Origin of the sequence: Euzebya rosea (genome assembly GCF_003073135.1) — a bacterium.
Lineage (GTDB): Bacteria > Actinomycetota > Nitriliruptoria > Euzebyales > Euzebyaceae > Euzebya > Euzebya rosea.
The window spans coordinates 257449-274238 of sequence record NZ_PGDQ01000005.1 but is presented as its reverse complement, the minus strand read 5'-3'; the positions used below and the strand labels follow the sequence as shown (position 1 = coordinate 274238).

Below are 16790 nucleotides of genomic sequence, written 5' to 3'. Positions count from 1 at the left end.
GCTCGGCCCCGATCGGGGTGTCGGTCGCATCGACGGGAACGCGTTCGATCTCCTACTGGGTGACCAGCTGGTCGTTCTCGGTGGCCGGGTCCCAGGTGACGGTGGTGAAGCCCCAGTCGGGGGTGACGGCCACACCGGCGACCGGCTGCGTGGGTGCCACGGCCTGGTCGACGACGGTCGGGGACGGCGCAGGCGCCGGGTCGTTGCCGGTGCCGACGGCGAAGTACGCGAAGTCGGCGTACGCCGGGTTGGTCCCGGCGTTGCCCGACCCGATGCCGACCCAGCCGTTGGCCAGCGGAGTGGGGTCGTCGAAGGTGATCATCGGGGCGGCGGGCTCGGGGGTGCCGAACGGCCAGATGGAGGCGTTCAGCTCACCGTCGTCCTCACCGAACCGCAGCTCGTACCAGGTGTTGGCCTGGAAGTCGCCCGGGATCGGCGCGGAGGCGAGGGTCGACGCGGATCCGGCGGTGTTGATGCGCAGCCGCAGGTCGTCGCGGTACTCCTCGACGAAGTACGACGTCTCGTTGTCCTCCTCACCGGCGCCAGCCAGGTGGACCTGGAAGCTGGTGCTGGCGGTGTTGTCTGCGCCGACGTGCACCACGGCCCGGACCTCCGGACTGCTGGGGGTGCCGGCGGCGTCGAAGGAGAGCAGCCGGAGGGGGCTCGACGACGGCCCCTGGACCAGCCGCCGGGGGTCGTCCTGCACGGCGAACCAGCCGGGCGCCCACCTGGACGTCCAACCGGCGGGGGACGCGCCGACGGCGTCGGCGGTGAAGTCGGCGACGAACGTCGCTGCGCGGGCCGGGGCGACCTGGAGCAGCGAGGCGACCAGCAGCGCGACCACCATCCAGGAGACGGTGACCACGGATGATCGGGTACGTGAAAGCGTTGGCAAGTGCACTCCTCGAGGCGGGGGAAGCACACCCAACGCGGCGTTCCGCTGAGCGCACTTCCGTTTCGGAGAGCGCAATACCTAGGGGGCCACGCTGAACTGGTCAATGGTTCAGCAGCGGTTTGGTGACTCGAAATCTCGATTCCGTGCTCGTGATCAGCGCGACACGCCCGCTGGAGAGGAGCGGCACCGTGGGGAGGTCGGCGGCCACCAGGCCGCCGCTGTCGGCCACGAGACGGGTCAGCCGGCTCCGGCTGCGACCGATCGGTGCCGGACTGCGGCCGAGCACCCGCCGCGCTCGGGCGCGCCACGACGGGGTGGGACGCACGTCGCTGATGACCACGCCGTGTCGGGCCACACGCAGCCCCTCGGCCACCACCGCCCGGACCATCTCGTCGCTGCACCGGTGCAGCAGGCGGAGGACGACGACCACGTCGACGGCCCCGTCGGCGAAGGGCAGGGCTCGTGCGTCGCCGACGACCGCCGGATGGCCGCTGCGGTCCTCGGCCAGCATCGCCGCGGACACGTCGACCGCGATGCGACGTGGGGGGAGCCCGGCGTCGACCAGCTTCCCCGACCCGGCGGCCACGTCCAGCCACACCATGTCGCGAAATGCGACGTGGGTCCCCCCGTCGCCCGACGACCGCCGGTGTGCGGCGGCGACCGCCCGACGGACGGCACGACGCTCGCCGGCGGTGATCACGCGGGCGACCGGGTGGCGGAGGTCGGCTGCGTAGCGGCGGGCCCCGTCCGCCGTGACGTACCGGATCCGTGTGGCCCGATCCGTGCTGGCCGGGTCCGTGCTCGCCGGATCCGTGCTGGCCGGGCCCGTCACGGGCCGACCTCGACGACGGGGGCCACCGACGCGGCGCGGTCGGGCGGCAGGACCAGGCGTCCGCTCCGGAGGCCGTCGAGGACGCGCAGGTGGTAGCGCAGCCCGACGGTGTGGACGCCGACGAGGCGGCTCGCGGCGTCCAGCCGGGTCCGGCCGACCCACTCCCCCTGCCTCGCCCGCCACCACGACCGATGCGCCTGCTCGACCGCGTCGAGTCGTGGTCGGACGGGCAGCATCGCCGCGACCGCCGCGGCACCGGCCCAGTCCGGTCCGGCCACGAACCCGCGGAGCGGCCGGCCCCACCTGGTCCGCAGGGCGCTGGCGACCAGCTCGGCGGCCTGCTGCTCGACCGTCCCGACCCGATCCGGCAGGTCCAGCAGCACCGGTCCGCTGGGCCCGGCCATCACGGCATCCACCCCGAACAACGGCACGGTCCCGGTGCCGTCGATCCGCCCGACCGGCAGCAGGGCGAGCAGCTCGAGCAGCCGGTCGCCGGGAACCTCGACGTCGATCCAGGGATGGACGGTGACCGCCCGGTCCCCCAGCACGGCGACGGGCGGGACGGCTGGCAGCCCCACCGCCGCCGCCCGGTTCGCCGCACGGGCCTGGGCCGTCGCACTGGTGGGGTCGGGCCGGCGGCGACGGTCCAGGTGCTGCTTGCACCACACCCGCTGTGACCCCCGCAGCCCGTTCGCCACACGTGACCAGGTGCGCTGGTGGACCGTCCCGAGGACGACGATGGTCGCATCGGGCAGCACGAGGCGTGCCCCCTCCACGAACCCGTCGGCTGGTCCGGACCCACGCCACAGCAGCGCCGCGCCCACGAAGACCGCCTCGGCGAGGGCGTCCAGCAACCGCGCCAGCAGCGCGATGGCCCCTGCCGGACCGAGGCCGACGGTGGGCGCCAGCACCGCCGTCAGCATGGCCTCGCGCACGCCGAGGCCAGCCGGGGCGATCACGACGACGCGGCCGACCAGGTTGCTCACCGCGAACGCGCCGAGCAGGGCAGCCACGCCTCGACCGTCGGCCCGACCGGCAACGGCCACCCCCAGGACGACGAACCCCAGGCCGCGCACCCCGAGCACCCCGACGTAGCGCAGCGCCACCCCGCGCACGAGCCGTCCCGAACGACGGCCGGTCTCCATCCCTCCCCCATCCAGCTGGCGGACCAGTCGATCGACCGGCCCCGACGGGAACGGGCTGCCGAGGATGCGGACCGCACCGCCGGCCAGGGCCATCGTGCGGTCGGGAGCGACGAGGAGTGCGAGGGCGGCGCCCGCGGGAAGGACCGCCAGCCATGCCGTCCTCCCGGCGTCGTCGACGGCCATCCAGCCCGGCAGCGTCACCAGCGACAGCAACGAAAGGATCAGGACCGACAGCAGCAGCTCGACGCCACCGAGCCCCACCCCTGCGGCCACCGGCAGGCCGTGTCGTCGGGCTGCCGCCGCCCTGGCGGGGATGTGGCCGCCGGGGGCGAGGTACCGGGCGGGCAGGGACACCGCGTGTGCCCGTACCGCCGCCGCCACGTCCACGTCCGGGGTGCCGGTGCGCACGAGCGCGACCCACGTCCGGGCCAGGCCGACGTTGGCGACGACGTTGGCGGCCGCCACGACGACCGTGACCCCAGCCGACGGCAGGCCGCCGGCCGCGTGCACCTCGGTCCAGCGGGGCGCGACGACGAGGACGGCCAGGCCCACGAGGACGGCGGGGCCGACCACCTGTCCAACGATCCTGCCGACGCCCCCCATCGACGGCTGCGGCCTACAACGACTTCAGCAGCGTGGCGGTCTCGAGCGCGGCCTGCGCCGCCTCCCAGCCCTTGTTGCCCATCTTGCCGCCGGCGCGGTCCTGCGCCTGCTCCCAGGTCTCCGTCGTCAGGACGCCGAAGGACATGGGAATGCCGGTCTCCAGGGCAACCCGACCGAGGGCCGCGGACTCACCGGCGACGTACTCGAAGTGGGCGGTCTGCCCGCGGACGACGAGGCCGAGGGCGACGACCGCGTCGACGGCCCCCGCCTTGGCGATCCGCTGGGCGACCACGGGGATCTCCCACGCGCCCGGGACCCAGTACAGGTCGATGTCGTCGTCCCCGACGCCGTGCTTGGTCAGGCACGAGACCGCGCCGTCGACCAGGCGCTGCACGATCGTGTCGTTGAACCGGCTGGCGACCACGGCGACCCGCAGGCCGCTGCCGTCGAGGCTGCCCTCATGCACTCGCATCGGTGTTCGTCTCCTGGCTCGTGGTGTCGTCGCTGGTCTCGAGACGGGTCAGATCGTGGCCCATCCGATCCCGCTTGGTGCGCAGGTAGCGCAGGTTCTCCGTCGTCGGGGCGGTCTCGATCGGGACCCGCTCGACGATCTCCAGGCCGTAGCCCTCCAGCCCCGCCCGCTTGGCCGGGTTGTTGGACAGCAGCCGCAGGGTGGACAGGCCGAGGTCGACGAGGATCTGGGCCCCCGTGCCGTAGTCGCGGGAGTCCGCCGGGAAGCCCAGCTCGATGTTGGCCTCGACGGTGTCGCGGCCGGCGTCCTGCAGCTTGTAGGCCTGCAGCTTGTGCATGATCCCGATGCCGCGTCCCTCGTGGCCACGGATGTAGACGATGACCCCCTCGCCCTCCTCGGCGATCTGCCGCATCGCATCGTGCAGCTGCGGCCCGCAGTCGCAGCGCAGGGACCCGAAGATGTCCCCGGTCAGGCATTCGGAGTGCATGCGGACCATCACGTTCGGCTTGTTCTCGGGGTGGCCGTAGACCAGCGCGATGTGGTCGTGGTTGTCCATCTCCGAGGTGTAGCCGACCGCGCGGAAGATGCCGTAGGGGGTGGGGATCTCGGCCTCGGCGACGCGGGTGACCAGCCGCTCGGACCGTCGGCGCCAGGCGATCAGGTCCGCGATGCTGATCAGCTTGAGGTCGTGCTCCCTCGCGAACTCCGTCAGCTCGGGGAGGCGGGCCATGTCGGTCTTCTTGGCGTCGACGATCTCGCACAGCACCCCGGCCGGCTCCATGCCGGCGAGGCGGGCCAGGTCGACGGCCGCCTCGGTGTGACCGGCGCGCTTGAGCACGCCGCCCGGCTTGGCCTCCAGCGGCACGATGTGGCCGGGGCGGGTCAGGTCCTCCGGTCGGGTCGCCGGGTCGACCAGCGCATGGATCGTCTGGGCGCGGTCGGCCGCGGAGATGCCCGTCGACGTGCCCTGGCGGGCGTCGACGGTGATCAGGTAGGCCGTCTTCATCCGGTCGGTGTTGTTGTCCACCATCGGCGGCAGGTCCAGCTGCTGTGCCCGTTCGCCGGTGATGGCGGTGCAGATGTAGCCGGAGGTGTGGTGGAGGAAGAACGCGATCTTCTCGGGGGTCACGGCCTCGGCGGCCATGATGAGGTCGCCCTCGTTCTCGCGGTCCTCGTCGTCGACGACGACGACCATCTCGCCGCGGCCGATGGCGGCGATGGCGTCCGGGATCGGGGTGAACTGGACGTCAGACACGGCTGGTGCTCCTCGCCTCGTGGGCGTTCAGGTGGGCGGCGAGCTGCCGCTCCACGTACTTGGCGATGACGTCGACCTCGAGGTTGACGCGGTCGCCGACCTTGCGCCGTCCGTGGACGGTCACGGCCATGGTGTGGGGGATCAGGCCGACGGAGAAGTGGTCCTCGCCCGCGTCGGTGACGGTCAGGGAGGTGCCGTCGATGGTGATCGACCCCTTCTCCACCACGTAGGGCGCCAGCTGCGGCGGCAGGTCGTAGGTGACCGTCGTCCACTCCTCGTGTGGCTGGATCAGCCGCACGGTGCCGACGCCGTCGACATGGCCCTGCACCATGTGGCCGCCCAAGCGGGCGTCGGCCTTCATGGCCCGTTCGAGGTTGACCGGGTCGCCCTCGACCAGGTCGGCGAGCGCCGAGCGGACCAGCGTCTCGCCCATCATCTCGGCGCTGAAGCCGGCCGGTGCGTCGTGCAGCTCGGTCACGGTCAGGCACACGCCGTTGACGGCGATGGAGTCACCGATGGACGCGTCCTCCACGACCAGCGGGGCCTCCAGGGTGATGGTGCCGCCGCCCTCTCGGGTGTCGAGGACGCGCACGACGCCCACCTCTTCGATCAGTCCGGTGAACATGGCTCAGGGGGTCCTCGGGTAGGCGGTCAGGACAACATCGTCACCGGACAGCTCCGCGGACACCAATCGCAGGCGTGGCGCGTCCGGGAGCGCCACCCGCGTCGACAGCGCCCCGAGCCCCTCGCCGAGCAGGACGTTGCCGAGGTGCAGGACGTAGCGGTCCACGAGCCCCGCGGCGACGAAGGCACCGGCGACGCCAGCCCCACCCTCGACCAGCACGCTGTGCACCCCGAGGTCCCACAGCGCCGCGAGGGCCGCGGCTGGGTCAGGGGTGTCCAGCACGGTGGTGGGGGCCAGACCGTCGGTGAACAGCTTCAGGTCGGCGCCGGAGGTGCGGCCACGACGGTCGAGGACGACCCGTCGGGGTTGGGGGCCGTCCCAGCCGGGCAGCCGGACCGTCAGCGACGGGTCGTCGGCCAGGGCCGTGGCCGAGCCGACGAGGACGGCGTCGACCTCGCGGCGCAGCTCGTGGCCACGGGCGCGGGTGGACGGGGAGGTGATCCACTGCGAGGTGCCGCTGTGGTCGGCGATGCGCCCGTCGAGGCTGGTCGCGGTCTTGAGGATCACGAACGGGCGTCCGGTCGCGATGCCGTGGAGGAAGATCTCGTGCTGCTGTCGGGCCCGGTCGACGGCGGCGTCGGGGACGACCTCGACCCCTGCCTCGGCCAGCATCGTCCCGCCGCCGATCGCCACGGGGTTGGGGTCGGACAGCGCGTACACGAGCCGGGCGATCCCGGCGTCGAGCAGCGCCTGGCTGCACGGTGGCGTGCGGCCGTGGTGGTTGCACGGCTCGAGGGTCACCCAGGCCGTGCCGCCGCGGGCGCGGTCACCGGCCATCGCCAGCGCCACGACCTCGGCGTGGGAGCCGCCGGCCGGCTGGGTCCATCCCTCCCCCACCAGGGCGCCGTCGGCGTCGGCGATGACGCAGCCGACGAACGGGTTGGGACACGTCCGTCCGCGGCCGTGCTCGGCCAGCGCGAAGGCGCGGTCCATCATCTCGAGGTCACGGGGGAGGGTCACGTCCCCACGCTACGCGGCGACGCCGCGACGTCAGCCCGTGCGTCCGTCCAACGCGTAGGCCGAGGTGTCGGGATGCGCGCTCTTGACGTGGGTCTTCATCTCGGTGGCCACGGCGACGATGTCGCGGTGGTCGAGGAAGGTGCGGTGGGCGTTGGTGGTCACCCCGATGGCGATGGAGACCATGCCGAAGCGTCGCATCTCCCCGCGACGGTCCCGCAGCTCGAGGTAGCCGCGCTCGCGGTCCTCGGGGGCGTACAGGGTCGGGATCATCTCGTCGAACCGTCGGATCGCCTCGCTGCAGACGTCGTCGGCCTGGGACGGGTGGAACAGCATGACGAAGTCGTCGCCGCCGATGTGGCCGAGGAACGCCTCGGCGTAGGCGGTGCCGGTCAGGACGTCGCGCAACACCTGGGCGGTCGACTGGATGACCTTGTCGCCCTCGAGGAAGCCGTAGTGGTCGTTGTAGGCCTTGAAGTTGTTCAGGTCGACGTAGGCGACGGCGATGTCCTGGCCCTGGTCCAGCCGCCGGGCGATCTCGCTCTCGATGCGGTGGTTGCCGGGGAGCCCGGTGAGGGGCGAGGCCCCTCGCAGGTCGGCGGCGCGGCGCATGGTGGTGCGGACGCGGGCGACGAGCTCCATCGGGTCGAAGGGCTTCAGGACGTAGTCGTCGGCACCCGCAGCCAGGCCGACGACCTTGTCGACCGTCATCGACTTGGCGGTCAGGAGGATCACCGGGATGTGGCTGGTGCGGGGGTCGGCTCGCAGTCGTCGACAGACCTCGATGCCGTCGATGCCGGGCATCATCACGTCGAGCAGCACCAGGTTGGGGTCCACCTCGAACGCCGCGGCCAACCCCTGCTCGCCGTCGGGTGCCGAGACGACCTCGAAGCCCTCCAACCGCAGGTTGACCTCGATGAACCGCCGGATGTCGGCTTCGTTGTCGACGACCAGGATCCTGTCCGCGGTCACGACACCTCCGCCGTTCGTTCCAGCACCGCCATGTACATGCCATCTCCCTCATCGCGATCGGGCGCCATCTGTACGCCGAACCGGGTGGGCGTCCCGACCTGCGGGACGTCCGCAACCGTGACGCGACCACCGTCGACGGCGTGGGCGACCACGTCGTCGGCCTCGTCGGAGGTCCAGGTGCACACCGAGTAGACCACTCGGCCGCCCGGCCGGACGAGATCCACCGCGCGCTCCAGCAGCCGCTGCTGCACCGCCGTCATGGACGTGACGTCCTCGCGGCTGCGACGCCACCGCAGCTCCGGCCGTCGTCGGACGACCCCGAGGCCCGAGCACGGCGCGTCGACCAGGACGAGGTCGACCCCGTCGGGCAGGTCGACGGTGGCCCCGTCGCCAGTGACGGTCACCATGTCCAGGCCGAGGCGGTCGGCCATCTCGGCCGCTCGCCGCAAGCGGCCGGCGTGCCGGTCGACGGCGGTCACCTGCAGCCCCTGCTGGGCCAGGTGGGTGGACTTGCCGCCCGGTGCAGCACAGAGGTCGATGGCGGTGGCACCGGCCGGCAGGCCTGCGGCGGCGGTCTGGCCGATGACCTGGGAGGCCTGGTCCTGCACGATGGCAAGGCCGTCGCGGATCACGGCGAGCTTCCCCGGCTGGATGCGGTCGGCGAGGACGATCGCATCGCGGGCCATCGTGCCGGGTTCGGCGTCGATGCCCTCGGCGGCCAGCGCGGCGAGCACCTCGTCGCGTGGGGCGACGGCCCGCAGGACGAGCGGAGCCGGACGGTTGCCGGCGTCGAGCACCGCTGCGGCCCGTTCGTCGCCGAAGCGCGTGACCGCGGCGTGGGCGACCCACGACGGGTAGCCGTACTTCAGGCCGAGACCCATGTCGGTGGCCTCGTCGGGCCACGGCAGGTCGTCGATGCGACGGGCGATGTTGCGCAGCACCCCGTTGACGAACCCGGTGGCGCGCTGGCCGACGACGACACGGGCGACCTCGACGTGGGAGTCGACGACGGCGTGGACCGGCTGGTTGCCGTGCAGCAGCTCCCACGTGGCGATGCGGAGCAGGTCCAGCAGCGTGGCCTCGACGGCCTCCAGGCCACGGGACACGGCGTTGGCCAGCACCCAGTCGAGGGTGCCCTCCCAGCGCAGGGTCGAGAACGCCAGGTTGGCGGCGAAGGTCCGGTCCTGCTGGTCCAGCGGGCTCCTCGACAGGATCCGGTCGGCCACGGGTGAGGCCCAGGCGTCGTTCTCGTGGACCTGCATGACGATGACGAGCGCGGTCTGGCGGGCGGCGACGCCCGCCCGGTCGGCGCCCTCGGCGGCGGCGGTGTCCACCCGGTCCTCCTCGCTCACGAGCCCAGCCGTTCGGGTCGGTAGCCGTTGGCGAAGTCGCGTCCGTCCATGCGGGGCTTGCCGGCCGGCTGGACCTGGTCCAGCCGCAGGCCACCGCGGCCGACGGCGACCACTGGGCGGCCGTCGACGTCACCGACGACCTGCCCGGGTGTGCCGTCGACGTCGGCGATCGGGACGGCCCGGTGGATCTTCAGCCGGGTGCCCTCGAAGGTGGTGTGGGCGCCGGGCATCGGGTTGTAGCCGCGGATCATGCGGTCCAGCTGCTCGGCGCTGTCGGTCAGGTCCAGGCGTGCGTCCTCGGGGCTGACCTTGGAGGCGTAGGTGGCCGCGGCGTGGTCCTGCGGGTGCAGCGACAGCGACCCGTCGACCAGCCCGCGGATGGCGTCGACGAGCACGGGCCCGCCTGCCACGGCCAGCCGTTCGGTCAGCTCGCCGCTGGTCTCGTCGGGCAGGATCCGGACCTCGTGGCGGCTCAGCACGTCACCGGTGTCCATGCCGGCGTCCAGCCGGAAGCAGGTGACGCCGGTGGTCGTGTCGCCGGCCAGGATGCTGGCGGGGACGGGTGCGGCGCCGCGCCAGGCGGGCAGCAACGAGAAGTGGAGGTTGACGAACCCCTTGCCGCCGGCGTCGAGGACGTCCTGCGGCAGGATCGAGCCGTAGGCCACGACAGCACAGGCGTCGACGTCGAGGGCCTTCAGGTCCTCCAGCCGTTCGCGGGGCTTCTGCGGCTGCCAGACGTCGAGTCCGGCGTCGAGGGCGGCGACCTTCACGGGTGGTGGGGTCAGCTCGTGTCCCCTTCCCGCTGGTCGGTCGGGGTTGGTGACGACGGCCACGACCTCGACGTCGTCGGCGTCGAGGAACGCGCGGAGGGACGGCACCGCCGGGTGGGGGGTGCCGAAGAACGCGATGCGGATGGTCAGAGGACCTCTCCTTCGGGGGCTGGTGGATTCTCGAGCTCGCCGCGCCGGATGCGGCGCATGGCGTCCTTGCGGTCGTGCTTCTCGAGGTGCTCGATGAACAGGATGCCGTTCAGGTGGTCGATCTCGTGGGCGATGATGCGGGCCAGCAGGCCGGCGCCCTCCAGCTCGAAGTCCTCGCCGAAGACGTCCTGGGCGGTGATGTGGACCTCGAGCGGACGAGCCGTGGGGTAGAAGAGGCCGGGGAAGGACAGGCAGCCCTCCTCCCCCTCCTGGATCTCCTCGCTCTCGAAGGTGATGTCGGGGTTGACCACGGCCCCGCCCATGTAGCCCTCACCGGAGGGGTCGGGCGCTTCCCAGGTGAACAGGCGCTTGAGCACCCCGACCTGGTTGGCCGCGAGCCCGGCGCCGTTGCTGCCGCGCATGGTCTCCATCATGTCGTCGGCAAGGCGGCGGAGCTTGTCGTCGAACTCCGTGACCTCGTGGGCGCGCTGGCGCAGCACCGGGTCACCGAAGAGGCGGATTGGCAGTGTCGACACGGCGTTGGTTCCTCGTTGCGGCTGGCTCAGGTGATGGTGGGGTCCACGTCGACCCGGACGCGGATGTCGTCCTGCGCCCACGCGTTGCGCAGGGGCTTCAGGGCTGCAACCGTGTCACGAAGGGTGTCGGTCTTCAGGAGGGCGACACCGTCGGGGTCGGGTCCAAGAAGGGTACCGGGTACGTCCGCACGGACGGCGGCGGCGGCCTCGGGGGTGACGCCGGTCATGCGGATCAACGACCCGGCGGGTGGGAAGCCGAGGGGGGCACGGCGTTCGGCCTCGGCCGGCCAGAACCCGTCGGGGTCCAGGCGGACGAGTGACTGCAGGGCCGGGTGGGTGGGCTGGCCGGTCTGGACCATGACCTCATCGGCCAGGGCGGCACCGTCCAACCACAGCCGCAGGGCGTCCTCGGCGGCCTCGACGTCGGGGCGGCCGAGCAGCACGTCGGGGTCGGCGACGACCAGCAGGTCGGCGCGGCGGCCGTGCAGCCAGTCGGGCCGGGCAACGACGGAGCCCCGGGTCATCACGGCGATGGCGGGTCGGCCGGACGGGCCGGGCTGGTCGAAGCCCTCCATGTGGCCGACCTCGGCGTCGGGATGGGCCCTCGCCAGCTCCGTTGACAGCCGCTTGGCGCCAGCGCGGAGGGGGAAGGTGTCGGTGGCGCCGCAGTCGATGCACGCGAACGGCGGGGTGGTCCAGCTGCACACCGCGCACCGCCAGGTGGGGCTGGGTGCGCCGTCGACGGGGGCGATGCCGGCCCCGCAGTCACGGCACTCGAACCGGCTGCGACAGTCGGTGCAGGCGAGGGAGGACCCGCTGCCCTTGCCGGCGGCCAGCACGATGACCGTGCCGCCGGTGCGGACGACCTCGGCGACGCGGCTGGTGATGGGGCCGACGAGGCGGGTGCGGCGGTCCTTGGGCGACAGGGTGGTGCGGTCGACGACGCGGACATCGGGCGCGTCGGCGCGTTCGGTGGCCCGGTCGGCGCGGACGAGCGTCAGGTGGCCGCCGTCGTGGTGCTTGTGGACCTGGGCGGACTGCAGGCTGGAGGTCAGCACGACGGTGGCGCCGAGGATCCGTCCGCGGGCGAGGGCGGCCTCGCGCACGTGGTGGCGGGGGTTGCGGCGTTCCTTGTAGGCCGGGTTGGCCTCGTCGACGACGACGATCAGGCCGAGGTCGGGCATCGGCATCAGCGCCAGCCCACGTTCGCCGACGGCCACGGTGACGTCCCCGCGGAGCTGGCGCAGGTAGGCCCGGTAGCGGTCGGCGTCGCGGTCGAGGTGGCGGTGGTCGGCGACGGCGGTCCCGAGGGCGGCGACGACGTCGTCGGCGGGGCCCGGGGCGGGGCCGGGCACGATCACCAGGGCGGTGCGGCCGTTGCTGGTCGTGCGGGCGACCAGGTCGACCAGCAGCGGCCCGAGGTCGTGGTGGAGCGGGGGACGCAGGTGGTAGGCCCGGCCGTCGGGCTCCCACGCCGCCTTCAGCAGGGCCGACCCGTCCAGCGCCTTCCACCCCTCCGACGCACACGGCGGCCGCGCACGCGCCCCCTCCTCCCCCATCCCCTCGCCCGGCCCGGCTGGGTCGGGCTGGCTGGCGTGCGGCTGTCCCACCTCCGATCGGCGCGATCGGGGGCTCGATCGTCCATGGACGATGTCGGGCGCGATCGTGTCGTCCGGCGACGGGCCCGATCGTGCCGATCCTCGCGGATGCGCGACGGAGGCCCCGATCGGGGCGTCGAGGGGGTGGCGGGCCGGACCCCACGAGGCGGCTTCGTGCTCGACCCGGACGGTGCGTGGGGGCAGGCCGTGGGCGATGGCGCCCGACATGGTCCCGGCGAAGCGGTCGGCGACCCAGCGCCAGACGGTCAGGTCGTCGGGACCGAACCAGCGGACGTCGCCCTCGACCCGGTCCAGCGGCTTGACCTTCGCCTCGTCGACCTTGGGGGTGTCGGTCAGCGCGACGACCCAGCCGGTCCGCAGCCGACCGTTGAACCGCACGCGGACGCGCGACCCGATCCCGACCTGCTCACCGTCGGGGATGCGGTAGTCGAAGGGCCGGTCGAGGTGGGCCGGGCCGACGTCGACGACGACACGCGCGAACGCGGGCCGGGAGCCGGCCCGCGTGTCGACGGGTGTGGGGTGGTCGGCCGTGGCCGCGGCGACGCTAGGCGCCGGAGGCCGAGCGCAGCGCGTCGGCCCGGTCGGTGGCCTCCCACGGGAACTCGTCACGGCCGAAGTGGCCGTACGCCGCCGTGGGGGAGAAGATCGGCTCGCGGAGGCCGAGGTCGCGGATGATCGCGGCCGGACGCAGGTCGAAGACCTCCTTGATGCCGGCGAGGATCTTGTCGACGTCCTGGGTCTCGGTGCCGAAGGTGTCCAGCATGACCGAGACGGGGTGGGCCACGCCGATGGCGTAGGCGACCTGCAGCTCGGCGCGCTCGGCCAGGCCGGCGGCGACGACGTTCTTGGCGACCCAGCGGGCGGCGTAGGCGGCGGACCGGTCGACCTTGGTGGAGTCCTTGCCGGAGAAGGCGCCGCCACCGTGGCGGGCCATGCCGCCGTAGGTGTCGACGATGATCTTGCGACCGGTCAGGCCGGCGTCGGCCTGGGGACCGCCCAGCTCGAACTTGCCGGAGGGGTTGCAGAGGAAGTCCGCGGCGTCGAAGTCCAGGCCAGCCGGCAGGACGGGGCTGATGACCTTGTCCTGCAGCTCGGGACGCATCTGGCTGGCCAGGTCGATGCCCGGCTTGTGCTGGGTGGAGATGAGGACGCGCTCGATGGCGACGGGGGTGTTGCCCTCGTAGCGGACGGTGACCTGGGTCTTGCCGTCGGGGCGCAGGTAGTCGACCTCGCCGGAGTGGCGGACGGCGGCCAGCTGCTTGGCCAGCTTGTGGGCCAGGTCGATCGGCAGCGGCATCAGCGACTCGGTCTCGTTGGTCGCGTAGCCGAACATCATCCCCTGGTCGCCGGCGCCGAGCTTGTCCAGCTCGTCACCGGTCGGCTCGGTGCGGGACTCCAGCGCCGAGTCGACGCCACCGGCGATGTCGGGCGACTGCGGGTCGATGGTGACCAGGACGCCGCAGAGGCGGCCGTCGAAGCCGGCGTCGAAGCTGTCGTAGCCGATCCCGGCGACGGTCTCGCGGGCGATCGCGGCGATGTCGACGTAGGCGTCGGTGCGGATCTCACCGGCGACGACGATCAGGCCGGTGTTGACCAGCGTCTCGCAGGCCACACGCGCGTCCCACGGGTTGGAGTCGTTGGCGAGCACCGCGTCCAGCACCGCGTCGGAGACCTGGTCTGCCACCTTGTCGGGGTGGCCCTCCGTCACGGACTCGGAGGTGAACTGCCATGAACGCGCCATCGTGGGGATTCCTTCGTGTTCGGGGGTCGGGGGCGCGCCAGATGGCACCCCCGGAGCGAAAAAGCGTTGGGGGACAGCCTATACGGAGCCCCCGCTGGTCCGGAGCCCCCATCGGACAGGCGAAACCGTGGGATGGATCATGGCCGTGCAGCGGCTCCGGCGGTTCGGCCCGGGCCCGACTCAGGCAGGCAGGCGGTTGGCGGCCTCGGCCAGCAGGATGGCGGCCAGCTCGCGCTTGCTGGTCAGCGCCACGTCGCGGCGCATGCCGTCGGCGGCGAGGATCACGGCACGGTTGGTGTCGACCGCGAACCCGGCGTCGGCCTGGCTGACGTCGTTGATGACGATCAGGTCCGCGCCCTTGCGCCGCAGCTTGTCGCGGCCGTGGGCCTCCACGTCGGTGGTCTCCGCGGCGAAGCCGACCAGCACCGCGCGCAGGTCGTCGCGGGCACCGAGCTCGGCCAGGATGTCGGGGTTGGGCACCAGCTCGATGGTCGGGGTGCCGTCGGCCTTCTTGATCTTGTGCTCGGCGCGGGCCACGGGACGGAAGTCGGCGACCGCAGCAGCCTTGACGATGACGTCGGCCAGGTCGGCCCGGGCCATGACGGCGTCGTGCATGTCCAGCGCGGACTCCACGGGCACGGCCTCGACCCCCGGCGGGACCGGCAGGGTCGAGGTGGTGACCAGCACGACCTTGGCGCCCAGCGCTGCTGCCTCGGCAGCGATGGCGTGGCCCATCTTCCCGCTGGAGCGGTTGCCGAGGAAGCGCACGGGGTCGATGGCCTCGCGGGTGCCGCCGGCGGTGACCAGCACGGTCCGCCCGCTGAGGGGGCTGTCCAGCCGCCCGGCTGCGCGGGCGACGGCGTCCAGCAGGACGTCCTCGTCGACGAGGCGGCCCGGGCCGACGTCACCGCCGGCCAGCTCGCCCTCGCCGGGGCCGACGATGATCGTCCCGCGTTCGGCGAGCGTGGCGACGGCCGCCTGCGTGGCGGCGTGCTGCCACATCTCGGTGTGCATCGCCGGCGCGACGATCGTCGGGATCGTCAGGCAGGTGAAGGCCGAGGTGACCAGGTCATCGGCGATGCCCGCGGCGAACTTGGCGATGACGTTGGTCGTGGCCGGGGCGATGATCGCCACGTCGGCCCACCGGGCCACCTCCACGTGCACGATGCGGTGCACGTCGGTGAAGGTGTCGGTGTGGGCAGGACGTCCGGTGAGCGCCGCGAACTGGTCGGGCTGGACGAACCGGGTGGCGCCGCCGGTCATGATGACCTGGACCTCGGCACCGGCCTTCTTCAGCCCACGGGCCAGCGAGGCGGCCTTGTAGGCCGCGACCCCGCCGGACACCCCGAGCAGGACCCGCAACCCCTCGAGCGCGGTGTCCATGGTCGAGCGCTAGATCTCGGTCGGCGCGTCGTCGGCGTCGTCGATGATGGCGTCCTCGCCCTGCGGCAGGGTGACGACCTCGCCGTCCTCGTCGGCCGCGAGGGCCTCGGCCGCACGGGCGCGTGCCTCGTCGGGACGCTGCACGACGATCTTGTCGGCGGCGATCTCCTCCATGGCGATCGACAGCGGCTTGTTGGAGTCCACCTGCTCGACGAGGGGACGGACGTACTGCCCGATGCCCTCACCCAGGGAGTGGTAGTAGTTGTTGATCTCGCGGGCGCGCACGGCCGCGAGGTGCACCAGCGTGTACTTGGAGTCCACGCGGGCGAGGAGGTCGTCGATAGTGGCCATGGCGTCAGTGCCCCTGAGGATGTCGAGGTGCGGGAGAGGTCGTCGAGGGCGGTCCAGCGCCGCGAGTTCGGGCTGCCGCCTGCCGTGGACCTGACGGCACGGCGAACGGCCGTCGGTCAACGTTGAATGGCCAGTATACGTTCCAGGGCCTTGACTGCCGCGTCCACCCGGTCGTTGACCACCCGGTGGTCGAAGTCGTCGGCCTGCGCCATCTCCTCCCGCCCGATGGCCAGGCGCTGCTCGATGGACGTCTCGTCCTCCGAGCCGCGGTGGCGGAGCCGTCGTTCGAGGTCCTCCCAGCTGGGCGGCTCGAGGAACACCAGCGTCGCGGCGATGTCGCCGACGTCGTGCTGGCGCTGCCGGACCTGCCGGGCGCCCTGCACGTCGATCTCGAGGACCAGCGTCGCACCCTCGGCGAGCCGGTCGGTGACGGAGGACCACGGCGTGCCGTAGAAGTGGCCGTTGAACTCCGCCCACTCCAGGAACTCGCCGTCGTCGATCATCCGACGGAACTCGGTGGGCGAGACGAAGCGGTAGTGGACGCCGTCCTCCTCCCCCGGGCGCATCCGACGGGTGGTCGCCGACAGCGACACCTCGATCTCGTCGTGACGTTCCCGCAGCGCCGAGACGACCGTGCCCTTGCCGACCCCGCCCGGACCGCTGACGACCAGCAGGGTTCCGGGGGCCTGTGCCTGCTCGTTCAAAACGTCGGACGCTTCCCGTCGAATGCCTCGAGCAGCCGCTCGGTCTGCTTGTCCCCGAGCCCACGGAGCCGGCGGGACTCGGAGATGTCCAGCAGCTCCATCGTCCGCCGGGCCGTCTTCTTGCCGATCCGCGGGATCGACTCCAGCACGGCCGAGACCTTGGTCTTGGACAGGACGATGTCCTCCTCGGTCCGGGGGTCGCGGCCTCGCCGGACGACCTCCTCGAGGGTCAGCTCGCCGTCGCGCAGCTGCTGCTTGAGCGCCGCGCGAACCCTCCGCGCCGCGGCGGCTTTCTCCAGCGCCGCGCGTCGGGCGTCGTCACTCAGCTCGGGTACCGCCATCGTGATGCTTTCGTGTGTCGCTCGTGG

17 protein-coding genes are annotated in these 16790 nt (G+C 72.6%); all 17 read right to left on the bottom strand.

The window, feature by feature from the left end; genetic code table 11:
* Positions 1-52 precede the first annotated feature (52 nt).
* The gene (locus tag CUC05_RS08380) at positions 53-865 is read right to left on the bottom strand and encodes a hypothetical protein (protein ID WP_108665628.1); all 813 of its coding nucleotides are present in this window, start codon (positions 863-865) and stop codon (positions 53-55) included.
* A 130-nt stretch (positions 866-995) separates the two neighbouring features.
* Positions 996-1727 carry a class I SAM-dependent methyltransferase gene (locus tag CUC05_RS08375; protein ID WP_108665627.1) on the bottom strand — a complete coding sequence of 244 codons (732 nt, stop codon included), beginning with the start codon at positions 1725-1727 and terminating at the stop codon, positions 996-998.
* Positions 1724-3445 carry a lysylphosphatidylglycerol synthase domain-containing protein gene (locus CUC05_RS08370; protein ID WP_157965368.1) on the bottom strand — a complete coding sequence of 574 codons (1722 nt, stop codon included), beginning with the start codon at positions 3443-3445 and terminating at the stop codon, positions 1724-1726. Before CUC05_RS08370 ends, CUC05_RS08375 begins: the two co-directional genes overlap by 4 nt.
* A 43-nt stretch (positions 3446-3488) precedes the next feature.
* The gene (gene ribH, locus CUC05_RS08365) at positions 3489-3947 is read right to left on the bottom strand and encodes a 6,7-dimethyl-8-ribityllumazine synthase (protein ID WP_108665625.1); all 459 of its coding nucleotides are present in this window, start codon (positions 3945-3947) and stop codon (positions 3489-3491) included.
* The gene (locus CUC05_RS08360; protein WP_108665624.1) at positions 3934-5202 is read right to left on the bottom strand and encodes a bifunctional 3,4-dihydroxy-2-butanone-4-phosphate synthase/GTP cyclohydrolase II; all 1269 of its coding nucleotides are present in this window, start codon (positions 5200-5202) and stop codon (positions 3934-3936) included. The genes ribH and CUC05_RS08360 overlap by 14 nt, the downstream gene beginning before the upstream one ends.
* On the bottom strand, positions 5195-5827 hold the full coding sequence (locus CUC05_RS08355) for a riboflavin synthase (protein WP_108665623.1): 633 nt from the start codon (positions 5825-5827) through the stop codon (positions 5195-5197). Before CUC05_RS08355 ends, CUC05_RS08360 begins: the two co-directional genes overlap by 8 nt.
* Positions 5828-5830: 3 nt before the next feature.
* Positions 5831-6847 (bottom strand): bifunctional diaminohydroxyphosphoribosylaminopyrimidine deaminase/5-amino-6-(5-phosphoribosylamino)uracil reductase RibD, encoded by a 1017-nt coding sequence (gene ribD, locus CUC05_RS08350; protein WP_205712209.1) that lies wholly within the window; start codon positions 6845-6847, stop codon positions 5831-5833.
* Positions 6848-6877: 30 nt separating this feature from the next.
* Entirely contained in the window at positions 6878-7816 is a 939-nt protein-coding gene (locus tag CUC05_RS08345; RefSeq protein ID WP_205712208.1) for a GGDEF domain-containing response regulator, read from the bottom strand.
* Positions 7813-9150, bottom strand: coding sequence for an RsmB/NOP family class I SAM-dependent RNA methyltransferase (locus CUC05_RS08340; RefSeq protein WP_157965367.1), 1338 nt, complete (start codon positions 9148-9150; stop codon positions 7813-7815). Before CUC05_RS08340 ends, CUC05_RS08345 begins: the two co-directional genes overlap by 4 nt.
* 14 nt (positions 9151-9164) lie before the next feature.
* Positions 9165-10076, bottom strand: coding sequence for a methionyl-tRNA formyltransferase (gene fmt / locus CUC05_RS08335; protein WP_276308889.1), 912 nt, complete (start codon positions 10074-10076; stop codon positions 9165-9167).
* Positions 10077-10084: 8 nt separating this feature from the next.
* Positions 10085-10624, bottom strand: a complete 540-nt coding sequence (gene def / locus CUC05_RS08330) for a peptide deformylase (protein ID WP_157965365.1) — start codon at positions 10622-10624, stop codon at positions 10085-10087.
* Between the two features lie 26 nt (positions 10625-10650).
* Complete coding sequence (locus CUC05_RS08325; protein ID WP_108665619.1) at positions 10651-12852, bottom strand: primosomal protein N' family DNA-binding protein; 2202 nt, start codon at positions 12850-12852, stop codon at positions 10651-10653.
* Positions 12788-13984: a methionine adenosyltransferase gene (gene metK / locus CUC05_RS08320; protein ID WP_108665618.1), complete on the bottom strand. Its 1197-nt coding sequence runs from the start codon at positions 13982-13984 to the stop codon at positions 12788-12790. The genes CUC05_RS08325 and metK overlap by 65 nt, the downstream gene beginning before the upstream one ends.
* Before the next feature lie 180 nt (positions 13985-14164).
* Positions 14165-15367 carry a bifunctional phosphopantothenoylcysteine decarboxylase/phosphopantothenate--cysteine ligase CoaBC gene (gene coaBC, locus CUC05_RS08315; RefSeq protein ID WP_108665617.1) on the bottom strand — a complete coding sequence of 401 codons (1203 nt, stop codon included), beginning with the start codon at positions 15365-15367 and terminating at the stop codon, positions 14165-14167.
* 9 nt (positions 15368-15376) lie between these two features.
* Positions 15377-15718: a DNA-directed RNA polymerase subunit omega gene (gene rpoZ / locus CUC05_RS08310; RefSeq protein ID WP_108665616.1), complete on the bottom strand. Its 342-nt coding sequence runs from the start codon at positions 15716-15718 to the stop codon at positions 15377-15379.
* Positions 15719-15834: 116 nt separating this feature from the next.
* Complete coding sequence (gene gmk, locus CUC05_RS08305) at positions 15835-16422, bottom strand: guanylate kinase (RefSeq protein ID WP_170127955.1); 588 nt, start codon at positions 16420-16422, stop codon at positions 15835-15837.
* The gene (mihF, locus tag CUC05_RS08300) at positions 16419-16763 is read right to left on the bottom strand and encodes an integration host factor, actinobacterial type (RefSeq protein ID WP_108665614.1); all 345 of its coding nucleotides are present in this window, start codon (positions 16761-16763) and stop codon (positions 16419-16421) included. Before mihF ends, gmk begins: the two co-directional genes overlap by 4 nt.
* Between the last annotated feature and the right edge of the window lie 27 nt (positions 16764-16790).

Excerpts from the sequence above, each read along its gene's own strand:
- metK (WP_108665618.1), bottom strand. The coding sequence starts at position 13,984 with ATGGCGCGTTCATGGCAGTTCACCTCCGAGTCCGTGACGGAGGGCCAC.
- rpoZ (WP_108665616.1), bottom strand. The coding sequence starts at position 15,718 with ATGGCCACTATCGACGACCTCCTCGCCCGCGTGGACTCCAAGTACACG.
- mihF (WP_108665614.1), bottom strand. The coding sequence starts at position 16,763 with ATGGCGGTACCCGAGCTGAGTGACGACGCCCGACGCGCGGCGCTGGAG.
- ribH (WP_108665625.1), bottom strand. The coding sequence starts at position 3,947 with ATGCGAGTGCATGAGGGCAGCCTCGACGGCAGCGGCCTGCGGGTCGCC.
- CUC05_RS08355 (WP_108665623.1), bottom strand. The coding sequence starts at position 5,827 with ATGTTCACCGGACTGATCGAAGAGGTGGGCGTCGTGCGCGTCCTCGAC.
- coaBC (WP_108665617.1), bottom strand. The coding sequence starts at position 15,367 with ATGGACACCGCGCTCGAGGGGTTGCGGGTCCTGCTCGGGGTGTCCGGC.